The organism is Streptomyces sp. NPDC032721, assembly GCF_055579625.1.
The window spans coordinates 205542-229257 of the sequence record NZ_JBVIMX010000005.1; the positions used below are offsets into that span (position 1 = coordinate 205542).

The following is a 23716-nucleotide window of genomic DNA, read 5'->3' on the forward strand; positions in this document are numbered from 1 at the left end:
CGGGTAGCAGAGGGTTCGGGGCCCCACGCGCGAGATCGCGCGTGGGGCCCCGACGTCACTGTGATCGCTTCGCCAAAGCGGCGGCCAGCACCTTCCCGACCTGTCGCAGGGGCTCGGGCCTGGTCATCTCGTTGTGTGCGCAGGCGACGGGATGGCTGTGCAGACGCCCGGTGAAGTAGGGGGCCCACCGCTTGAGGACCTCCTCCTGGGGGAACCCGGTCTCGGTTGCGGGGAAGTGGAGGATGTCGCCGGTGAAGTGCCCCGGTGCGGTGCGCCGGACCATCCGCCAGTTGTCGCGGGTGTTCTGGACCACCCCTCGGACGTGATCCTCGGTGAGCTCCTTCAGGGCGGGAATCTCCTCCTTGATGATTCTGAGTGTCACGGGCACGGTGAGCGGCTGGTCGTGGGTCTCCACCGGGTGCCCGAGGGCGTGCAGGAGTTGGACCATGACCGCGTGGTCGTCGGCCTCCTCGTACGGGGCGTCGGTGTCCGGCGGGTAGGCGTCCATCACGGCCAGCAGAGGCACCTCCTGCCCGGCCTGCTGGAGCCGTACCGCGACGGCGTGCCCGAGGTTGCCGCCCATGGACCAGCCGAGCAGGTGGTAGGGGCCGCTCGGCTGGATGCTGGTGATGTGGTCGACGTACCAGGTGACCAGCGCGTCGAGGTCGGACGGGGTCTCCTGGGCGAGGGTGACGCCCGGCGCCTGGAGTCCGTACACGGGTTGGTCGGCGTCCAGGTGCCGGACCAGACCGACGTAGCACAGGCTCACACCGCTGGCGGGGGGCAGGCAGAACAGTGGCGGCCGGTCTCCGTGCCCGCGCAGCGCCACCACCGGCTGGAAGAGGTCTTCCCCGGAGCCGGAGCCGGAGCCGGTGCCGGTACCGGTGTCCGTGGCGAGCAGCGACGCGACGCCCGCCACGGTCGGCCTCTGGAACACGCTCGCGAGTGACAGTTGCGTGCCGGTGGCGTTGCGGATCTCACCCACCAGCCGTACGGCGAGCAGTGAGTGGCCGCCCAGTTCGAAGAAGTTGTCGTCCACGCCGACCTCAGGAAGGTCGAGGATGTCGGCGAACACCTCGCGAAGCAGATACTCGTGGGAGGTTCCCGGTTGCCTGCTCGGGTGTCCCGTCGAGTGGTCCGGAGCGGGCAGTGCCTTCCGGTCGAGCTTGCCGTTGACCGTCAGCGGCAGTCCGTCCCTGAGCTGGACGATCGCGGACGGAACCATGTACTCCGGCAACAGGGCCGACAGGCCGGCACGGACTTCCGCGATGTCCACACCTCCGTCCACGTCGCCGCCCACGCCTCCGTCCGTGCCTCCGTCCGGACCGCTCGCCGGGACGACGTATCCGGTGAGGCGTCGGTCGCCCGGCTGGTCCTCCCGGATGACCACCGCGGCCTGGCCCACGGACGGGTGGGTGAGCAGGGCTGCCTCGATCTCGCCGAGTTCGATACGGAAGCCACGGAGCTTGACCTGGTCGTCAGTGCGGCCCAGGTACTCCAGTTGCCCGTCGCTGTCCCAGCGGGCCAGGTCACCGGTGCGGTACATACGCTCGCCGGGCCTGCCGTAAGGATTGGCTACGAACCGCTCAGCGGTCAGACCGGGCCGGTCCAGATAGCCCCGGGCCAACTGGACGCCTGCCAGGTACAACTCCCCCGCCACTCCCGCCGGTACGGGCCGCAGCCCGCCGTCCAGTACGAACACCCGCGTGTTCCAGACCGGGCGGCCGATCGGCACCACACCACCCGCGCCGGCACCCGGCTCGCAGGCGAAGGCGGTGACCTCGATGGACGCTTCGGTCGGCCCGTACAGGTTGTGCAACGGCACCCCGAACGACGCCGCGAACCGGTCACGCAGTCCGGCCGGCAGCGCCTCGCCACTGGCCACGACCGCGCGCAAGGACGGCATCGGCCACTGCGACGCCTCTGCCGCGGCGACGAACACCTCCAGCAACGACGGCACGAAGTGCGCAACGGTCACCTGCTCGCGCAGGATCAGCTCGGCCAGATAGTCCGGATCGCGGTGGCCGCCCGGACGTGCCATCACCAGGGTGGCGCCCTCCGTCAGCGGCCAGAAGAACTCCCACACCGACACGTCGAACCCGAACGGCGTCTTCTGCACCACCCGCTCGCCCGGGGTGAGGCAGTGGACCTCCCGCATCCAGGCCAGGCGGTTCACCACGCCCTCGTGCGGGACCACCACGCCCTTGGGCCGCCCGGTCGACCCGGAGGTGTAGATCACGTACGCAGGATGGGCGGACAGCAGCACCCCACCACGGTCGGCATCCGACAGGTTCCGATCAGCCGCCCTCGCCAGCTCGGTCGCGGTCGCAGGATCGTCGAGCACCACCCGCGCCACGCCCTCCGGCAGGACGCCCTCGCACTCACGGGTGGTCAGCACCAGTGCCGGGCGCGCATCGGCCAGCACGTAGGCCACCCGATCCGCCGGATACTCCGGATCGACCGGCACATACGCCGCACCGGCCTTCACCACCGCAAGCAGAGCCGTGACGAGATCCAGCGAACGGTCCAGCACGACCGCCACCCGTCGCTCCGGACCCGCCCCACCGGCCACCAGCACCCGCGCCAACCGGTTCGCCCGCGCGTTCAGTTCCGCATAGGTGAGCCCGGCTCCCTCGAACACCACCGCGACCGCATCCGGAGTCCGTGCCACCTGCCCCTCGAACAGCTCACCGACCGTCGCGGGAGCAACCTCACGCGCAGTGTCGTTCCACTCCACCAACAACCGCTCCCGCTCTACGGCAGGGAGCACCCCGACCTGGCCGAGTGCGGTCGACGGTGCGGTCTCCAGCGCCGATACGACGGCGTCGGCCGCCGTCGTCACCATCGAGGCAAGGGCGTGCGGGTCGATCGGGGAGGCCGTCTGGGCCTTCACGACGAAGCCCTCACCCATGTCGTCGATGCTTACGGTGACCGGGTAGTTGGTGCGCTCGTGCGCCTGGAGCAGCTGGACGCCGTCCAGTTCGACGCCGTCGGCGGCGGCCTCGCTGTGGCGGTAGTTGAACAGCGAGGTGAACAGCGGGCTCCGGGCGGAAGCTCCGCCGGCCTGCTGTGCCACGGCCAGCGGGGCGTGCTCGTGCACCAGCAGCTCCGCGAGCTGCCGCTGCATTCCCCGCACCGCGTCCAGCACTCCCCCGCCACTCGCGTTCACCCGTACGGGAAGGGTGTTCATGAACAGTCCCGGCACCCGGTCCGCGCCCGTTCCGGCGTTCATCCGGCCGAAGAGCACCGTGCCGAACACCACGTCGTCCCGGCCCGAGGTGGCCGCCACGACGCGCGCCCAGGCCACGTGGAACAGCGTCGCCGGGCTGATCCCCAGGCGCCGCGCCTGCTCGCGCAGTCGCACCGCGAGGCCCGCGTCCAGCGGGGTCCGCGCCTCGGTCACGTCACGGCCGTCCCCGAGCACGTCCAGCAGGCCGTACGGCGCGGTCGGCCCGCTCACACCGCCGAGCAGCTCCGCGAAGAACGTCTCGTGTTCCCGGGGGGACACCCTCGACCTGGCCTGCCCGACGAACTCCCGGAACGGCAGCGGCTCGGGCAGGGTGTCCTGCCGCCCGTCGAGGAACGCCGCCACCTCACCCATGACCACGTCCAACGCGGTGTGGTCCTGAATCAGGTGATGGACCTGCACCACCACGACGCAGCGGTCCCCGACCGGCTGCCGGGTCAGATGGGCGCGCAGCAAAGGCCCCCGGGAGAGGTCCATGCTCGGCGGGCAGGCCGCGAGGAGGCGCGACGCCGTCTGCGAGGTGTCACGGTCCGCCGCTGCGGGGAGGTCGACCTCCCGCACGGCAAGGGCTGCCCGGCGGGCCACCACCTGGACGGGTTCGCGCAACCCCGTCCAGACGAAGGAGGTCCGCAGGATGTCGTGCCGGTCGACGACTCGCTGCACCGCGGCGAGGAATGCCTCGGCGCGTGCCCGGGAGTCGAAGTCCAGCGCGATCGGCAGGACGTAGGGGTCCGTGGCGTTCTCGCTCTCCATCAGGGAGTGGAAGAGGATTCCCTCCTGGAGCGGGGCCAGCGGGTAGATGTCGGCGATGTTCGCCGCCCCGCCCGGAACGACGGCGACGATCCGGTCGATCTCCTCGGCGGTGAGGTCGGCCAGCGTCACCATTTCCGGCGTGATCACCGTGGCGTCGGCGGGAATGCCGTTCGGCGGGACGGCCACCTGCCCCCCGGCTGGCTGTCCGGCCGCCTGGTCGACTGCCGCGGCCAGTTCCGCCACCGTAGGGCTGAGGAACAGCGAGCGGACGTCCACGCCGATGCGCCGTTCGCGCGCCCGCTCCACCAGCGTCACCGCCAGCAGTGAGTGGCCGCCCAGTTCGAAGAAGTTGTCGTCGACCCCGACCTGCGGCAGGCCGAGCACTTCGGCGAAGACCGCGCACAGGATCTCCTCCCGCACGTTCGCCGGACCCCGGCCGGTGACGCCCACGCCGTAGTCGGGGGCAGGGAGGGCCTTGCGGTCCAGCTTGCGGTTCGCCGTGAGCGGGAGCACGTCAAGGAGCACCACGGCAGCGGGCACCATGTAGTCCGGCAGCAGCCCGGCGATGTGGGCGCGCAGGGCGGAGCGCAGGGCGGAACCGTCCGCCTGCGGGGCGGAACCCCCGGCCGGAACGACGTATCCCACCAGGCGCTTGTCACCGGGCTGGTCCTCGCGGACGACGACGGCAGCCTGTGCGACGGCCGGGTGGGAGGCCAGGGCGGCCTCGACCTCGCCGAGCTCGATCCGGAAGCCACGGATCTTGACCTGGTGGTCGGTACGGCCCAGATACTCCAGCTGCCCCTCGGTGTTCCACCGGGCCAGGTCACCGGTCCGGTACATCCGCTCCCCCGGCCCGCCGTATGGGTTGGCGACGAACCGTTCGGCGGTCAGCGTCGGCCGGTTGACGTATCCCCGGGCCAGCTGCACTCCGGCCAGGTACAGCTCGCCGGGTACGCCGGCGGGCACCGGCCACAGAGCGGAGTCCAGTACGTAGGCACGCGTGTTCCACAGGGGTACGCCGATGGGCGGCACGCCGGAGCCGGACAGGGGGGCGCTGGCCAGCGAGGCGACCGTCGCCTCTGTCGGCCCGTAGACGTTCAGCATGAGCCGGCCGCGGGACCACCGCTCGGCGGTCTCCGGCGGGCACGCGTCACCGGCGACCACCAGGGTCATCGCCTCCGGAAGACCGCCCGCGGAGGCGAGGAGTGGCAGCGTCGCGGGGGGCAGGGTCGCGTGTGTGACGCGCTGACGTGCGATCAGCCGCGCCAGCGGCTCACCGGGAGTCAGCTGGTCCGAGGAAGCCAGCACCACGGCCGCACCTGCCAGCCAGGCCGGCCACATGTCGGCCACCGAGGCGTCGAAAGTGGGCGAGGCGAACTGGAGCAACCGGCATTCGGGGCCGATCCGGAGCCGCTCGATGTGGTCGGCGGCGAGGTTCGGTACGCCTCGGTGGGTGACCAGGACGCCCTTGGGGCTGCCGGTGGAGCCGGAGGTGTAGATGACGTAGGCGGGGTGGCTGGTCAGCAGGGGGCCGTAACGTTCGGCGTCGGTCACGTCGTGGCCGGAGGGGCAGGAGTGACTGAGGAGGTCAAAGTGGCCGGAGTTGCCCGCCAGGTCTTCCCATAGCCGTACGTCGTCCAGCAGGAGCCGCACGGCGTCCGTGGGCGGTAGTTCGTCCTGTCCCGCTTCGTCGGTGATCAGGATTGTCGGTCGGGCGTCTGCGAGCACGTACGCGATGCGGTCCGAGGGATGGCGCGGATCGATCGGCAGATAGGCAGCTCCTGCCTTGAGTACGGCCAGGATGGCGACGATGAGGTCGATCGACCGGGGCAGCGCCAGGGCGACGATCGCTTCAGGCTTCGCACCGCGCTCGATGAGCAGGCGGGCGAGGCGGTTGGCGCGGGTGTTGAGGTCGGCGTAGGACACCTCGGTGTCGTCGAAGACGACGGCGGTCGCGTCGGGGGTGCGGGCGGCCTGGGCCTGGAAGAGGTCGGGCAGGGGCGCGAGGGGAACGTCGCGGGCGGTGTCGTTCCGGTCCACCAGGATGCGGTGCCGCTCGGCCGGGTCCAGTACCTCTACGCGGTTGACCGGCACCGAGGGGTTCGTGGTGACGGACTCCAGGACTCGGACGAAGCGTTGCGCGATGTCGGCGGCTGTGTGGTGGTCGAACAGGTCGACGGCGTACGTGATCACACCGTGCAGGCCTGCGGGCTCGCCTGCGTCGGTGAGGCGTTCACCGAGCTGGACGTCCAGGTCGAACTTGGCGGGGCCGTTGCCGGTGGGCAGCATCTCAACGTCCAGGCCGCGCAGTTGGAGCACCGGTGCGGTGTTGTTCTGGAGGGTGAGCATCACCTGGAACAGCGGGTGGCGGGCCATCGACCGGGCCGGGGTCAGCTCCTCCACCAGCCGCTCGAACGGCACGTCCTGGTGCGCGTAGGCATTCAGCGCACGCTCACGGATGCGGGCAAGTAGCTGTACGAAGTCGGGGTTCCCCGACAGGTCGGAGCGCAGGACGAGCGTGTTGACGAAGAACCCGACCAGGTCGTCGAGCGCCTCGTCGGTCCGACCGGCGAGGGGAGTGCCGATGGGAATGTCCTCCCCCGCCCCGAGACGGTGCAGCAAGGTGGCCAGGGCCGCCTGCATCACCATGAACACCGTCACGCCCTGCGACCGGGCCAGATCCACCACCGCCCGATGCAGTTCGGCATCGACGACCAGAGGAACGGTGCCCCCACGATGAGACGCCACAGCCGGACGCGTCCGGTCCACCGGCAGCGTCAACTCCTCCGGAACTCCCGTCAACTCCGCACGCCAGTAGGCGAGTTGTTCGGACAGCAGACTGCCGGGGTCGGACTGGTCGCCGAGGAGGTCGCGCTGCCACAGGCTGTAGTCGGCGTACTGCACCGGCAACGCGTCCCACAGGGGAGCGGCACCGGCGGAGCGGGCGGCGTAGGCGGCGGACACGTCGCGGGCGAGGGGGCCCAGCGACCAGCCGTCACCGGCGATGTGGTGCAGCACCACGACCAGTACGTGTGCGTCGGGACCGGTCCGCAGCAGAGAGGCCCGCAGCGGAATCTCGTCCGTCAGGTCGAACCGGTACTCCGCCGCCTCGGCCACCAGACGGGCCAGCCCGGCCTGTTCGGCCTGTTCGGGCGGTCCAGTCTGTCCGGCCTGTCCGGCCCCCTGGGCGTCGACCGTGATGAGCAGGTCCCCGACCTCGCCACCGTCCACGACCCGCTGGCAGGGCCGACCGTCCACGGAGCTGATCACCGTACGCAGCACCTCGTGACGGCCCACCACATCGTGCAGTGCCGCCCGCAGGGCGTCGGCGTCCAGCGCACCGGTCAGCCGCAGCACCATCGGAATGTTGTAGGTGGCCGACGGCCCCTCCAACTCGCTCAGGAACCAGAGGCGTTGCTGTGCGAACGACAACGGCACCAGCTCCGACCGCTCCCGCTGCCCCAACGGCCGCCGAGACACGCTAGAAGAGGTCAACCGGCCTGCAAGACCAGCCGGAGTGGGCGTCTCGAACACCGCCCGGATCGGCGTCTCCACCGCGAACACCGACCGGATCCGGCTCACCAGACGAGTCGCGAGCAGGGAGTGCCCTCCGACCTCGAAGAAGTTGTCGTCCACCCCGACGCGGGGCAGGTCGAGCACCTCGGCGAACACCGCGCAGAGGATCTCCTCCTGCACGTTCGCCGGAGCCCGGCCGTCGGCAGCCGCACCGTAACCGGGGGCGGGCAGCGTCCTGCGGTCCAGCTTGCGGTTCACCGTGAGCGGGAACGCGTCCAGGAACACCACGGCCGAAGGCACCAGGTGATCCGGCAGCAGACCGGCGACGTGGGCACGCAGGGCGGAACCGTCCGCCTGCGGGGCAATGCTCCCGGCGGGAACGACGTACCCCACCAGCCGCTTGTCGCCCGGCTGGTCCTCACGGACCACCACAGCCGCCTGGGCGACGGACGGATGCGCCGTCAGCGCCGCCTCGACCTCTCTGGGTTCGATACGGAAACCGCGCACCTTGACCTGATCGTCGGTACGGCCCAGGTACTCCAACTGCCCCTCGGTGCTCCACCGGGCCAGGTCACCCGTCCGGTACATCCGCTCCCCCGGCCCACCGTAGGGATTGGCGACGAACCGCTCCGCAGTCAGCGCCGAACGGCCGAGATACCCTCGGGCCAGCCCGGCCCCGGACACGTAGAGCTCCCCCGCCACCCCGACCGGCACCGGCCGCAACATCGCGTCCAGCACAAAGACCCGCGTACGGGCGATCGGCTCCCCGATGTAGGGGATCGCGGTGTCGGCGCTCAGCACTCCCATCGTCGTACAGACCGTGGACTCCGTCGGGCCGTAGGCGTTGACCAGACGACGTCCTGTCGCCCATCGGCCGACCAGATCCGGCCGCAGCGACTCACCTGCGGTCACCAAGGTCGTCACGGTGGGCAGGCTGTCCGCAGCGAGCTCCGCCAACACGACGGGAGGCAACGTCACATGGGTCACCTTGTCGGCGGTGATGAAGCGAGCCAGCGCCGGTCCGCCCACCAGGTCCTCCTGGGCCGCCAGCACGAGGCAGGCCCCGCTGCACAGCGTGACGGCGATCTCCGCGAGGGCGGCGTCGAAGCTGGGCGAGGCGAACTGAAGGACACGGCTCGCAGACGTCACCGCGAACCGCTCGGCCTGCGAAGCGACCAGACTCGACAGGCCCTGGTGGGTGACCGCGACACCCTTGGGACGGCCGGTAGAGCCGGAGGTGTAGATGACATAGGCAGGGTGGGCCGCCAGCAGGGCACCACACCGGTCCGCATCCGCCAGATCGCCGTCAGGCAGGTCCGACAGGGCCCGGAGCAGCTCCGGGTCGTCCAGCGACAACCGCGCAACATCAGCCAACGTGACCGGCACCTCCCCACCGGTGAGGACCAGCGCAGGCCGGCCGTCGGAGAGCAGATACGCAATCCGGTCAGCCGGATAAGCCGGATCGACCGGCAGATAAGCACCACCCGCCTTGACCACAGCCAGAATCGCGACAATCAACTCGACCGACCGCGGCAACACCAACGCCACCAGCCGCTCCGGCCCCACACCCCGCTCCACCAGAACACGAGCCAACCGATTGGCACGCCCATTGAGCTCGCCGTACGAGACCTCGATGTCGCCGCACACCACCGCAGCCGCCCCCGGCGTCCGCGCCGCCTGCGCCTCGAACAACTCCGGCAACGTCGCCACCGGCACATCCCGCGCCGAGTCGTTCCACTCCACCAACACACGCCGACGCTCATCCACACCCAGCACGTCAATGTCACCGAGCGGCAGGCCCGGGTCGGCCGTTGCCGCATCGAGCACCTGGACGAGTCGGTCCACGAGCATGTCGACGGTCGCGCGGTCGAAGAGATCGGCGGCGAACGTGACGATTCCGTTCACCCCGGCGGCAGCGCCGTCGGCGTCGAACTCCTCGCCGAGGATGAAGGACAGGTCGAAGACCGGGTTGTCGCCGACGTCGAGTCGCTCGATGTCCAGGCCGGGCAGATCGAGCGTGGCAGCCGCGACGTTCTGCAGCACGAGCATGATCTGGAAGAGGGGGTGGCGGGCCGAGGACCGGACGGGGGCGAGGTCTTCCACCAGCCGTTCGAACGGCAGGTCCTGGTGGGCGAATGCGTTGAGGCTCTCGTCGCGGACCCGGTGGAGCAGGTCGCGGAAGGTGGGGTCGCCGGACAGGTCGGTGCGGATGACGAGGGTGTTGATGAAGAAGCCGACCAGCTGGTCGAGGTTCTCGTCGGTGCGTCCGGCGACGGGGGTGCCGATGGGAATGTCGTTGCCCGCGCCGAGCCGGGAAAGCACCGTCGCCAGTGCGGCGTTGAGCACCATGAACAGGGTGACGCCTTCGGCACGGGTCAGGGCGGTCAGCCGCTGGTGCAGCCCGGCGTCGATGTGCAGGCCGGAGGTGCCGCCCCGGTGGGTGGCGGTACGGGGCCGGGGGCGGTCGGCGGGCAGGGCGAGTTCTTCTGGAAGCCCGGCCAACTTCTTCTGCCAGTAGGCCAGTTGGGTGCGGTGGAGGCTGTCGGGGTCGTCCGGGTCGCCGAGGAGGTCACGCTGCCAGAGGGTGTAGTCGGCGTACTGGACCGGCAGGGGTTCCCAGGTCGGGGCGTGGCCGTGGGACCGGGCCTCGTAGGCGGCCGACACGTCCCCCGCCAGCGGGACCAGCGACCACGCGTCGGCGGCGATGTGGTGCACCACGATCACCAGTACGTGCTCCTGCGGGCTCAGCCTGAAGAGCCGGGCGCGCAGCGGGATGTCGGTCCGCAGCTCGAACGCGGAACGCGACAGCCGCGCCGTCGCCTCTCGCAGGTCGGCCTCGTCCACCTCGACGAGCGGCATGTCGAAGGACACGGATTCCGCAGGGAGGACGAGTTGCCGCGGTGCGCCGTCGGGGGCCGGGAAGACGGTCCGCAGCGCTTCGTGCCGTACGAGGACATCGCGCAGGGCTGCGCGTATCGCCTCGACGTCCAGGTCGCCCGTCAGGCGCAGGGCCACCGGGATGTGGTAGTTGGCGTTGGCGCCTTCCAGTTCGCGCACGAACCACAGCCGCGTCTGGGCGAAGGACGTCGGCAGGACCTCCGGGCGCGGCCGGGGCGTGACCCGGGGCCGTGGTTCGTCCAGGTCCCCCAGCCGGGCCGCGAGTCCGGCGACCGTGGGGCTCTCGAACAGGGCCCGGATCGGGACCTCCGCCCCGAGCACCGTGCGGATGCGGCTGACCAGCCGTACGGCGAGCAGCGAGTGCCCGCCGAGGTCGAAGAAGTTGTCGTCCGCCCCGACGTGCGGCAGGCCGAGGATGCCGGCGAAGACCTGGCACAGGAGTTGTTCCTGAAGGGTCCTGGGCTCCCGGCTCCCCTCGGTCGTCCCGTACGCGGGTGCGGGGAGGGCGCGGTGGTCGATCTTCCCGTTGGCGGTGAGCGGGAGTGCGTCCAGGACCACCACGGCCGACGGCGTCATGTGGTCGGGCAGCAGCGTGGCGACGTGGGCGCGGAGGGCGGCGCCGTCCACGCCCTCGGTGGTGGGGACGACGTAGCCGACGAGGCGCTTGTCCCCGGTGTCTCCGGGGGCGTCGTCGCGGACGAGCACGGCGGCCTGCGTGACTGCGGGGTGGGAGGTGAGGGCGGCTTCGATCTCGCCGGGTTCGATGCGGAAGCCGCGGATCTTGACCTGGTCGTCGGTGCGGCCCAGGTACTCCAGCTGTCCGTCGGTGGTCCACCGGGCGAGGTCGCCGGTGCGGTACATGCGCTCGCCGGGCCCGCCGTGGGGGTTGGCGACGAACCGCTCGGCGGTCAGGCCGGGGCGGTGCAGGTATCCGCGGGCGAGCTGGGCACCGGCGACGTACAGCTCACCGGAGACGCCCGGGGGAACCGGCTGCAGGGCCTGGTCGAGTACGTAGGTCCGGGTGTTCCACATCGGGCGGCCGATGGGCGCGATGCCCTTGCCGGTGCCGTCGGGGGTGGTCACGGGGTGGTCGGTGCAGCCGACGGTGGTCTCGGTCGGTCCGTAGTGGTTGACGACGGGTACGTCCGGGTGGTCGCGGTGCCACTGCTGGAGTTGGGCCGCGCGCAGGGGTTCTCCGCCGAGCATGAGCTGGCCGGTGGGTGCCCAGTTGCCGGGAAGGGTCTGGAGGAACGCCAGGTGGCTGGGTGTGGCTTTGAGGAAGGTGATCTCGTGGTCGGCGAGCGTGGCGGGGAGGGTTTCGTCCCAGGTGACGATGTGCAGTCGGCCGCCGCTGGTGAGCGCGCCGTACAGGGCGGTGACGCCGAGGTCGAAGGCGATGGACGCGTGGAGCAGGGTGCTGCCGCTGAGGTGCGGGTAGGCGTGCCGGGTGCGGGCGATGTAGTTGACGACGCCCTGGTGGGTGATGGCCACGCCCTTGGGCCGCCCGGTGGAGCCAGAGGTGTAGATGACGTACGCCGGGTGGGCGGGCAGCAACGGGCCGTGCAGCTCGGTGTCGTCGAGGTCACCGACGGGCAGCCCGTCGAGGACGCGCGTCGTGTGCGGGTCGTCGAGGACGAGTGGGGGGACGGTCCCTTCCGGGTGGCCGGCTTCCGTGGTGACGTTGGTGAAGTTCCCCTCCGCGTGCACGGCTTCCGTGGTGACGCGGACGGCTTCCGTGGTGAGCAGGAGAACCGGCCGTGCGTCGGTGAGCAGGTGGGCGATGCGGTCGGCGGGGTGCTCGGGGTCGATGGGAAGGTAGGCGCCGCCCGTCTTCAGTACGGCGAGGACGGCGACGATCAGATCGGTCGAGCGGGGCAGTGCCAGGGCGACGAGTCGTTCGGGGCCGGCGCCGTGGCTGACCAGGAGGCGGGCGAGCTGGTTGGCGCGTGCGTTGAGGTCGGCGTAGGACACCTCGCGGTCCTCGAACACGACGGCGGTGGCGTCCGGAGTGCGGGCCGCCTGTGCCTCGAACAGCTCGGGCAGCGTGGACGCGGGCACCTCGTGTGCCGTGTCGTTCCACTCCACCAGGACCTGGTGGCGTTCGGCCGGGCTGAGGAGGTCGATGCCGGTGACGGGCCGGGCGGTGCGAGTGGTCACGGCGTCGAGGAGCCGGACGAGGCGTTCGATCAGGGTGACGACCGTGGTGTGGTCGAACAGATCGGTCGCGTAGGTGATGACGCCGGTCAGGCCGCTCGGCCGGCCGTGAGGGGCGAAGGTCTCCTGGAGCTGGATGTCGAGGTCGAACTTGGCGGGCTGGTCGCCGCCGGGCAGCCAGGCGGTGTCGAGCCCCGGCAGGTCGAGGACGGGTGCCGTGGTGTTCTGCAGGCCCAGCATGACCTGGAACAGCGGGTGGCGGGCCATGGAACGGGCCGGGGCCAGGTCCTCCACCAGCCGTTCGAACGGTACGTCCTGGTGGGCGAGGGCGTTGAGGCTCTGCTCGCGGACGCGCCGCAGTACCTCCTGGAAGGACGGACGGCCCGACACATCGGTGCGGATCACCAGGGTGTTCACGAAGAACCCGACGAGCTCGTCCAGGCTCTCGTCGGTACGTCCGGCCACCGACAGGCCGATGGGGATGTCGGTGCCCGCGCCGAGGCGGGACAGCAGTGTCGCCACCGCCGCGTTGAGCACCATGAACATGGTGACGCCCTCTTCGCGGGCCAGGGCGCTGAGCCGCTGGTGCAGGTCGGGGTCGGTGTGCAGGCGCGCGGTGCCGCCGCGGTGGGTGGCCACGGGGGGCCGGGGGCGGTCGGCGGGCAGCGCCAGTTCCTCCGGCAGATCGGCCAGAACTTGCCGCCAGTGGGCGAGTTGCGTGTGGTGCAGGCTTGAGGTGTCGTCCGGGTCGCCCAGGAGTTGGCGCTGCCAGAGGGTGTAGTCGGCGTACTGGACCGAGAGCGGTTGCCAGGTAGGGGCGTGGCCGCCCGACCGGGCCGTGTACGCGAGGGAAACGTCCCGTGCCAGCGGCGCGAGGGACCAGCCGTCACCGGCGACGTGGTGAAGGACGACCACAAGGACGTGATCCTGCGGCGCCACCGCGAACAGCCGCGCCCGCAGCGGAATCTCACGAGCCAGGTCGAAGGGGCGCTGCGCCTCCTCGGCCACCACCTGCGCGAGCTCGGCTTCCGGCACCTCCACCACGGACAGCCGGAAGTCGATCGCGTCCGCGTCCACGTCCGCGCCGAGGATGTGCTGTTCCGGCGTTCCGTCGATGCTCGGGAAGACGGTGCGGAGGGCTTCGTGCCGGGTGATCAGGTCGGTGAGTGCGGTACGGAGAGCTTCGTGGTCAAGGTCTCCGGTGAGGCGGAGGGCGAGCGGAATGTTGTAGAGGCCGGAGGGTCCTTCGAGTTCGCCGAGGAACCACAGCCGTTGCTGGGCGAAGGACAGCGGGACCACCTCGGGGCGCGGCCCGGCGGTGGCCAGCCTCCGGCGCGCGGGTACGGAGTCGGTCAGACGGTCGGCGAGTCCTGCCACCGTGGGAGTTTCGAACAGGGCCCGGACCGGGATCTCGGCCCCGAGGACGGCACGGATACGGCTGACCAGACGCGTCGCCAGCAGCGAATGGCCGCCGAGGTCGAAGAAGTTGTCGTCCACCCCGACGTGCGGGACACCGAGGACGTCGGCGAACGCCTGACACAGAAGCTGTTCCTGTGGGCTCCGCGGCTCGCGGCCCGGGGTCGCGGCGGCGAAGTCGGGAGCGGGCAGGGCCTTGCGGTCCACCTTGCCGTTCACCGTGAGCGGGAGCGCGTCCAGGGCGACCACGGCCGAGGGCACCAGGTGGCCGGGCAGCAGCCGCGCCAGGTACTCACGGACCGCCGCGCCGTCCAGACCGTTCGGGCCGTTCGGGCCGTCGAGGGCGGCGCCGTTCGCACGGTTTCTCGGGACGACGTAGCCGACGAGGCGCTTGTCTCGGGGGTGGTCCTCGCGGACAACCACGATGGCCTGGGCGACGGCCGGGTGGGAGGCCAGGGCGGCCTCGATCTCACCTGGTTCGATGCGGAAGCCCCGGATCTTGACCTGGTCGTCGGTGCGGCCGAGGAATTCGAGTTGTCCGTCGGCGGTCCAGCGCACCAGGTCGCCCGTGCGGTACATCCGCTCCCCCGGCCCGTCGTACGGGTTCGCAACGAAGCGTTCGGCGGTCGGCCCCGGCCGGTCGGAGTATCCCTGGCCCAGACCGGCCCCGGACACGTACAACTCACCAGCCACCCCGGCCGGTACCGGCCGCAGCGCGGCGTCCAGGACGTACAGCCGGGCGCCGGAGACCGGCCCGCCGATCGGTACCGGTCCGCCGGTCGGTACAGAACCGCCGATCGGTACCGGTCCGCCCGCGACCCGCTCCACCTCGTGCCAGGTAGCGAACGTCGTCGTCTCCGTGGGCCCGTACACGTGCAACAGATGCTGCGGTGCGGCGAGCTCCATGACCCGCCGGACCATGGACGGGTCCGCTGCCTCGCCGCCGAACAGCAGGTACCGCAGGCGTCCGAGCCCCTCGGGCGACTCCGCGGCCAGACGGTTGAACAGCGCGGTGGTGACGAACATCGTGGTGATCGCGCTGCGCTCGATCTGCGCGGTGAGCCGTTCGGGAGACAGCAGCACCTCCCGTTCGACGCCCACCAGCTTCGCGCCGTTGGCCAGCGCACCCCAGATCTCGAAGGTGGCCGCGTCGAACGACACCGACGACGCCTGGGCGACGACGTCGCCAGTGCCCAGCGCCACATAGTTCGTCCGGCGTACGAGACGGACGACGGCCCCCTGCGGTACGACCACGCCCTTGGGACGCCCCGTCGATCCGGAGGTGTAGATCACGTACGCCGGGTGCGCGGCCGTCGGCCTGCCGCCCCGGTCCGCGTCCGACAGGTTCCCGGCGTCGAGCTCCGCCAACTCCGCGACCGTGGCGGGATCGTCCACCACCACACGCTCGGCGCGGATGTCCGTACGGACCTGGGCCTGTCGCGTGACCAGCAGGGCCGGCCGGGCGTCCGCCAGCATGAAGGCGATCCGTTCGGCCGGGTAGCCCGGGTCGATCGGCACGTACGCGGCCCCCGCCTTGACGGTCGCCAACAGCGCGACGACCAGATCGGCCGACCGGTCCATCATCACCGCCACCCGGTCCGCCGGCCGTACGCCGTGGGAGACCAGGAGTCGCGCCAGACGGTTCGCCCGCGCGTTGAGCTCCGCGTAGGACAACGTGGCGTCGTCGAACTCGACCGCGGTGGCGTCCGGCCTGCGGGCCGCCTGGTCCTCGACCAACTCCGCCGGCGTGGCCTGCGGCACCTCCCCGTCGGTGGCGTTCCACTCGACGAGGAGCCGGTGGCGTTCGGCCGGGCCGAGGAGGTCGATGCCGGTGACCGGAAGTGCGGGGTCCGTGGTCACGGCGTCGAGCACGCGGACGAGCCGCTGGACGAGGGTGTCCACGGTGGTGCGGTCGTACAGGTCGGCCGCGTAGGTGAGGGTGCCTCTCAGGCCGGCGGGGTGGCCGTCGGCGTGGGTCTCGCGGAGCTGGAGGTCGAGGTCGAACTTGGCGGGCTGGTCCCCCGGGGACAGCGGGTGGCTGTCCAGGCCGGGCAGGTGGAGTGCCGGGTCGGTGATGTTCTGCAGGGCGAGCATGACCTGGAACAGGGGGTGGCGGGCCATCGACCGTGCGGGGGCCAGGTCCTCCACCAGCCGTTCGAACGGTACGTCCTGGTGGGCAAGGGCGTTGAGGCTCTGCTCGCGGACGCGCCGCAGCAGTTCGCGGAAGGTGGGGGCGCGCGATACGTCGGTGCGGATCACCAGGGTGTTGACGAAGAATCCGACGAGGTCGTTCAGGCTCTCGTCGGTACGTCCGGCGACGGGCGTGCCGATCGGAATGTCGGTGCCCGCGCCGAGCCGGGACAGCAGTGTCGCCAGTGCGGCGTTGAGCACCATGTACATGGTGACGCCTTCGGCGCGGGCCAGTACGGTCAGCCGGGCGTGCAGGTCCGCGTCGATGCGGACGGCGGTGGTGGCACCGCGATGGGATGCCACCTGCGGCCGGGGGCGGTCGCTGGGCAGGGCGAGTTCTTCCGGCAGTCCGGCGAGGGTCTCGCGCCAGTAAGCCAGCTGCGTGCTGTGCAGGCTGCCAGGAGCGTCCTCGTCCCCGAGCAACTCACGCTGCCAGAGGGTGTAGTCGGCGTACTGGACCGGGAGCGGTTGCCAGGTAGGGACGTGGCCGCCCGACCGGGCCGTGTACGCGAGGGAGATGTCCCGTGCCAGCGGCGCGAGGGACCAGCCGTCACCGGCGACGTGGTGCAGCACCACCACCAGTACGTGATCCCCCGGCGCCACCGCGAACAGCCGCGCCCGCAGCGGAATCTCACGAGCCAGGTCGAAGGGGCGCTGCGCCTCTTCGACCACCACCTGTGCAAGCCCGGCTTCCGACACCTCCACCACCGGCAGCCGGAAGTCGATCGCGTCCGCCCCGAGGATGCGCTGCTCCGGCGAGCCGTCGACGCCCGGGAAGACGGTACGCAGGACTTCGTGCCGGACGATGACGTCGTGGAGGGCGAGGCGAAGGGCCTCGCGGTCGAGGTCTCCGGTCAGGCGGAGGGCGATGGGCATGTTGTAGAGCGCGGAGAGTCCTTCGAACTCGCCCAGGAACCACAGCCGTTGCTGGGCGAAGGACAGCGGGACCACCTCGGGGCGCGGCCCGGCGGTCAGCCTCCGGCGCACCGGCCCGGCAACGGTCAGACGGTCGGCGAGTCCGGCGACGGTGGGGGCCTCGAACAGGTCCCTGATCGGGATCTCGATCCCGAGGACAGCGCGGATACGGCTCACCAGCCGCGTCGCCAGCAGCGAGTGCCCGCCCAGGTCGAAGAAGTTGTCGTCCACCCCGACGTGCGGGAGGCCGAGGACGTCGGCGAACGCCTGACACAGAAGCTGTTGCTGCGGAGTCCGCGGCTCGCGGCCCGGGTTCGCGGCGGTGAAGTCGGGAGCGGGCAGGGCCGTGCGGTCCACCTTGCCGTTCACCGTGAGCGGGAGCGCGTCCAGGACCACCACGGCCGAGGGCACCAGGTGGCCGGGCAGCAGACCGGCGAGATGGGTGCGGATGGCGGCGCTGTTCACGTCCGGGGTGGTGGGGACGACGTAGCCGACGAGTCGTTTGTCGCCGGGCTGGTCCTCGCGGACTACGACGGCGGCCTGGGCGACGGCCTGATGGGACACCAGGGCCGCCTCGACCTCACCGAGCTCGATACGGAAGCCACGGATCTTGACCTGATCGTCCGTACGACCCAGATACTCCAGCTCCCCGTCAGCGGTCCACCGCACGAGGTCGCCCGTGCGGTACATCCGCTCGCCGGGCGCGCCGTACGGGTTGGCGACGAACCGCTCGGCGGTCAGACCGGGACGGCCGAGGTAGCCGCGGGCGAGACCGGGGCCAGTGAGGTAGAGCTCGCCGGGAACGCCCGGGGCGACGGGGTGTAGGCCCGTGTTCAGCACGTAGAGGCGGGTGTTGGCGATGGGAGTGCCGATACGGACGTCGGTGGAAGGGGCGAGCTGGGCGGTGGTGGCGCAGACGGTGGATTCCGTCGGTCCGTAGGCGTTGATGAGGGAGCGATGGGCAGCCCAGGGGGTGACCTGGTGTGCGGGGAGCGCTTCGCCTGCGGTGATGAGGGTGGTCAGTTGGGGCAGGTCGCGGGGGTTGAGGTCGGGGAGAACGGCGGGGGGAAGGGTGGCGTGGGTGACGTTCTGGCGGGTGAGGAGGCGGGTCAGGGCCGGACCGGGGAGCAGTTCGTCGCGGGTGGCGGTGACCAGGGTGGCTCCGGTGCACAGTGTGACGGCGATCTCCGCGAGTGCGGCGTCGAAGCTGGGCGAGGCGAACTGAAGGACACGGCTCGCAGTCGTCACCGCGAACCGCTCGGCCTGCGAAGCGACCAGACTCGCCAGGCCCTGGTGGGTGACCGCGACACCCTTGGGACGGCCGGTAGAGCCGGAGGTGTAGATCACGTAGGCAGGATGGGCCGCCAGCAGCGCACCACACCGGTCCGCATCCGACAGATCATCGTCGGGAACGACCAACAGGGCCCGGAGCAGCTCCGGTTCGTCCAGCGACAACTGCTCAACATCTGCCAACGTGTCCGGCACCGCGCCGCCCGTGACGACCAAGGCAGGCCGGCCGTCGGAGAGCAGATACGCGATCCGGTCAGCCGGATAAGCCGGATCGACCGGCAGATAAGCACCACCAGCCTTGACCACAGCCAGAATCGCGACAATCAACTCGACCGAGCGCGGCAACACCAGCGCGACCGTCCGCTCCGGCCCAACCCCGTGCTCCACCAGAACACGCGCCAACCGATTGGCACGCCCATTGAGCTCGCCGTACGAGACCTCGATGTCGCCGCACACCACCGCAGTCGCCCCCGGCGTCCGCGCCGCCTGCGCCTCGAACAACTCCGGCAACGTCGCCACCGGCACATCCCGCGCCGAGTCGTTCCACTCCACCAACACACGCCGACGCTCACCCGCACCCAGCACGTCGATGTCACCGAGCGGCACATCGGGGGCCGATTCCAGCGCGGTGACGAGCCCTTCGCCGACCGTCGCCATCATGGTGCACAGGATGTCGGGCGACCCGGGTGCGACGACCTGAGCCGTGAAGGCGAAGTCCTTGCCGTTGTCGTCGACGATCATTCCGACGGGGTAGTTCGTCCGCTCCTGCATGAAGAGCACGTCCACGCCCGGCAGCCCGTCACGTGCCGGCTCCGAACTCGTCCCGCTGTGGCGGTAGTTCAGGAGCGAGGTGAACAGCGGGGCGTCCCCGGGCATCCCGCTCGCCCGCTGTGCCAGCGCGAGTGGCGCGTGTTCGTGCAGCAGCAACTCGGCGAGCTGGGACTGTACGGCGCGTACGACGTCACGCGTGCTGGAGCCGCCGGTGCCGACCCGGACGGGGAGGGTGTTGATGAACAGGCCCACGGCGCGTTCGGCCCCCGCGCCCATCCGGCCGAACAGGATCGTTCCGAAAACCACGTCGTCGCGGCCCGAGGTCGCGGCCAGCACCCGGGCCCATACGACGTGGAACAGCGTCGCCGGGCTCACACCGAGGCGCCGGGCCTGCTCGCGGAGCCTCGCGGAGAGTCGCGGGTCCATGACGGCGGTGGCCTCGGTGGCCGCCGTGCCGTCCCCACGAACGTTCACCAGCCCGAACGGAGCGGTCGGCTCGGTGACGTCGCCCAGCAGCCGTGAGAAGTAGGTGGCGTGTTCCTGCTCGGACACCTGGGCCCGCGCCTGGGCGACGACGTCGCGGTACGGCGAGGGGGCGGGCAGCTCGTCGTCGCGTCCGTCGATGAAGGCCCGTACCTCGTCCAGGATGATGTCCAGCGCGGTGTGGTCCTGGATCAGGTGGTGGACCTGCACCAGGGCGAGCCACTGTCCGCCACCCGGCTGCGCGGCCACGTGCATCCGGATCAGCGGAGCGCTGCTGACGGTCATGGACGAAGGGCACGCCGCGAGCAGCCGGACGACCAGTTCCTGGTCGGACGCCGGAACTTCGGCGTCGCCGGGCAGTACCACCTCCTGCACCGGCAGCGCGGCGCGCCGCAGCACCACCTGCACTGGTTCGGGCAGCCCTTCCCAGAGCACGGCGGTCCTCAAGTTGTCGTGCCGGTCGACCACTTGCTGGAGTGCGGTGACGAACGCGTCGAGCCTGTCGCGGGAGTCGAAGCGGAGAACGGTCGGCAGGACGTACACGTCCTCGTCCGTGGTCCCGCCGCCCATGAGGTGGTGGAAGAGGATGCCCTCCTGGAGCGGAGCGAGCGGGTAGACGTCCGCCACGTTCGCGGCGCCACCGGGGATGCGGGCGGTGATGTCGGCGATGTGCGCGGCGGTCAGGTCGACCAGGGGAAGCATGTCCGGGGTGATGACCTGCGCGTCGTCCGGTATGCGGTTCTCGGGAACCCGTACCTCGGGCCGACCGGTGGTCGCCGCGAGACCGGCCACGGTGGGCGTGCTGAACAGGGACCGTACGTCGACGAGAAGGCCACGGGCGCGCAGCCGCTCCACCAGCGTCACCGCCAGCAGCGAGTGTCCGCCGAGGTCGAAGAAGTTGTCGTCCACTCCGACGTGCGGCCGGTCGAGTACCTCGGCGAAGGCGTCGCACAGGATTTCCTCGCGGGCGGTACGCGGCCCCCGGTCGGTGTGGACCGTGGCGTACCCGGGCGCGGGGAGCGCGGCCCGGTCGAGCTTGCCGTTCACGGTGAGCGGGAGGGCGTCCAGGACCACGACGGCCGAGGGCACCATGTAGTCGGGCAGCAGACCGGTGACATGGGCGCGGACGTCACTGCCCCCGCTGCCGGAACTGGCATCACTTACGTCACTGCCCTCGCCGCCGGACTTCCGGACGACGTAGCCGACGAGTCGTTTGTCGCCGGGCTGGTCCTCGCGGACTACGACGGCGGCCTGGGCGACGGCCTGATGGGACACCAGGGCCGCTTCGACCTCACCGAGCTCGATACGGAAGCCACGGATCTTGACCTGATCGTCAGTGCGGCCCAGATACTCCAGCTCCCCGTCAGCGGTCCACCGCACGAGGTCGCCCGTGCGGTACATCCGCTCGCCGGGCGCGCCGTACGGGTTGGCGACGAACCGCTCTGCGGTCAGACCGGGACGGGCGAGATAGCCCCGGGCCAACTGCACACCCGCGAGGTACAGCTCCCCGGCCACACCGGTCGGCACCGGCCCCAGGGCCGGGTCGAGTACGAAGGTCCGGGTGTTCCACACGGGTCGGCCGAGGGGGACGACCGGGTCGCCACTGGTGAGGTGCGAGGCGTGGGTGACGTCGACCGAGGCTTCGGTGGGGCCGTAGAGGTTGTGCAGAGGAGTGTTCAGCGTGCGCAGGAAGTGGTCGCGGAGTTCGGGGGTGAGGGCTTCGCCGCTGCACAGGACGGCGCGCAGGCCGGTGCAGCGGGCGGCCGATGGTTCGGTGAGGAAGGCCTTCAGCATGGAGGGGACGAAGTGGGTGACGGTGACATGCCGGGTCCGGATGAGGTCTGCCAGGTAGCCGGGGTCGCGGTGTCCGCCGGGGCGGGCCACGACCAGGGCCGCGCCCTGGAGGAGGGGCCAGAAGAACTCCCAGACCGATACGTCGAAGCCGAAGGGGGTCTTCTGCAGCACCCGGTCCGAGGCTCCGATCGGGTACTCGTGCTGCATCCACTCCAGGCGGTTGACCACGCCCTGGTGGGGCACGGCGACGCCCTTGGGCCGTCCGGTGGAGCCGGAGGTGTAGATGACGTACGCCGGGTGGGCGGGCAGCAGCGCCCCGGGGCGGTCGCTGTCGTCGAGGTCGGCCGAGGACAGCCCGGCGAGGGTGAGCGTCGTGTCCGGGTCGTCGAGGACGACGTGCGCCAGCTTCTCGCCGGAGGGAAGGCCCGGGTGCAGGGCGCCGGTCGTGATGACCACGGCGGGCCGTGCGTCGGCGAGCAGGTGGGCGATCCGGTCGGCGGGGTGGTCCGGGTAGACGGGGAGGTAGGCGCCTCCGGCCTTCAGCACGGCCAGGAGGGTGACGACCAGGTCGGTGGAGCGTTCGAGATGGACACCGACGAGGGTCTCCGGACCGACGCCGTGGCCGGCCAGGTGACGGGCGAGCCGGTTGGCGCGGGCGTTGAGGTCGGCGTACGAGACCTCGGTGTCACCGGACACCACCGCCGTCGCGTCGGGCGTGCGCGCCGCCTGTGCCTCGAACAGCTCGGGCAGCGTCGCCGCCGGGACGTCGTGCGCGGTGTCGTTCCATCCGGTCAGGACCCGGCGGCGTTCGGCCGGGGCCAGCAGGTCGATGTCGTCGACGGGCCGCGCCGGGTCGGCGGTCACCAGGTCGAGGAGCCGGACGAACCGCTCGGCGAGCGTCCGCACCGTGTCGTGGTCGAACAGGTCCGCCGCGTAACCGATCCCGCCCCTGATGCCGGTCGGGACGCCGTCGGGGCCGAAGGTCTCCCTGACGGAGACGGAGAGGTCGGCCCTGGCCGGGGCCTCCGTGCCCGACAGCACGGTCACGTCGAGGCCGGGCAGCGCGAGGGGCGGTTGGACGTTGTCCTGCAACACCAACAGGACCTGGAACAACGGCTGACGGGCCGTCGACCTGACGGGGGCCAGCTCCTCCACCAGCCGCTCGAAGGGCAGTTCCTGGTGGGTGAGGGCGTCCAGGTTCCGTTCGTGTACGCGGGCCAGCACCTCGCGGAAGGAGGGGCGTCCCGACAGGTCGCCGCGGATCACCAGGGTGTTCACGAAGAAGCCGACGAGGTCGTTCAGGGCGACTTCGGTACGCCCGGCCACCGGGGTCCCGATCGGGATGTCGGTGCCTGCGCCGAGGCGGGAGAGCAGGGTGGCGAGCGCGGCGTGCAGCACCGCGTACAGGGTGACTCCCTCGGCGCGGGCGAGGGCGGTGAGCCGCCGGTGGAGGTCGGCGCTGACATGGACGTCCGCGCTGCCGTTGCGGTCGCTCGGCACGGCGGGGCGCGGACGGTCGAAGGGTAGGGGCAGTTCCTCGGGCAGGTCGGCCAGGGCCTTCCGCCAGTACGACAGTTCCTGGTTCAGGAAGCTCGTCGGATCGTCCTCGCCCGCGAGGAGTTCGCGCTGCCAGATGGCGTAGTCGGCGTACTGGATCGGGAGGGGTTCCCAGGTGGGGGCGTGGCCGTTGGACCTGGCGGTGTACGCGGCGGCGACGTCGCGCGCCAAGGGCGCCAGGGACCAGCCGTCGCACGCGATGTGATGGGCGACCAGGAGCAGTACGTGGTCCTGCGGAGCCACGGCGAGCAGACGGGCCCGCAAAGGGATCTCCCGGGAGAGGTCGAACGGGCGGCCGGATTCCTCGGCCACCACCCGCACCATCTCGCCCTCCGTCACCGCACTCACCGGCAGCCGCAGTCCGGCGTCCACCGCGGTGAGGATCCGCTGCTCGGGGACGCCGTCCTCGGTCGCGATCAGGGTGCGCAGGGCTTCGTGCCGCTCGATCAGATCCGCCAGGGCCGCTCGCAGGGCCTCCTGGTTCAGGACGCCGGTCAGCCGCAGGGTGATCGGGATGTTGTACATGCCGTTGGGTCCCTGCAGTTCACCGAGGAACCACAACCGCTGCTGGGCAAAGGACAGAGGAATCATCAGAGTGCTCTCTACGACATGTGACGGAACTGAACAGGTAAAGGTGTGCGGGAAGGAGACGCCCCCCGAGGCCTCGGCGCGGTCGGCACGACTGGCGGCCTCAGCACACTGGCGGCCTCAGTACCACTGGCGGCCTCAGCG

1 protein-coding gene is annotated in these 23716 nt (G+C 71.0%); it reads right to left on the reverse strand.

All coding sequences use genetic code 11. The features are described 5' to 3' along the window. Positions 1 to 55: 55 nt before the first annotated feature. Positions 56 to 23575, reverse strand: coding sequence for a non-ribosomal peptide synthase/polyketide synthase (locus ACZ5PB_RS13335; RefSeq protein WP_468690604.1), 23520 nt, complete (start codon positions 23573 to 23575; stop codon positions 56 to 58). Positions 23576 to 23716: the final 141 nt, after the last annotated feature.

Bases quoted from the DNA above. Each gene is read 5' to 3' on its own strand.
- ACZ5PB_RS13335 (WP_468690604.1), bottom strand. From the start codon at position 23,575: ATGATTCCTCTGTCCTTTGCCCAGCAGCGGTTGTGGTTCCTCGGTGAA.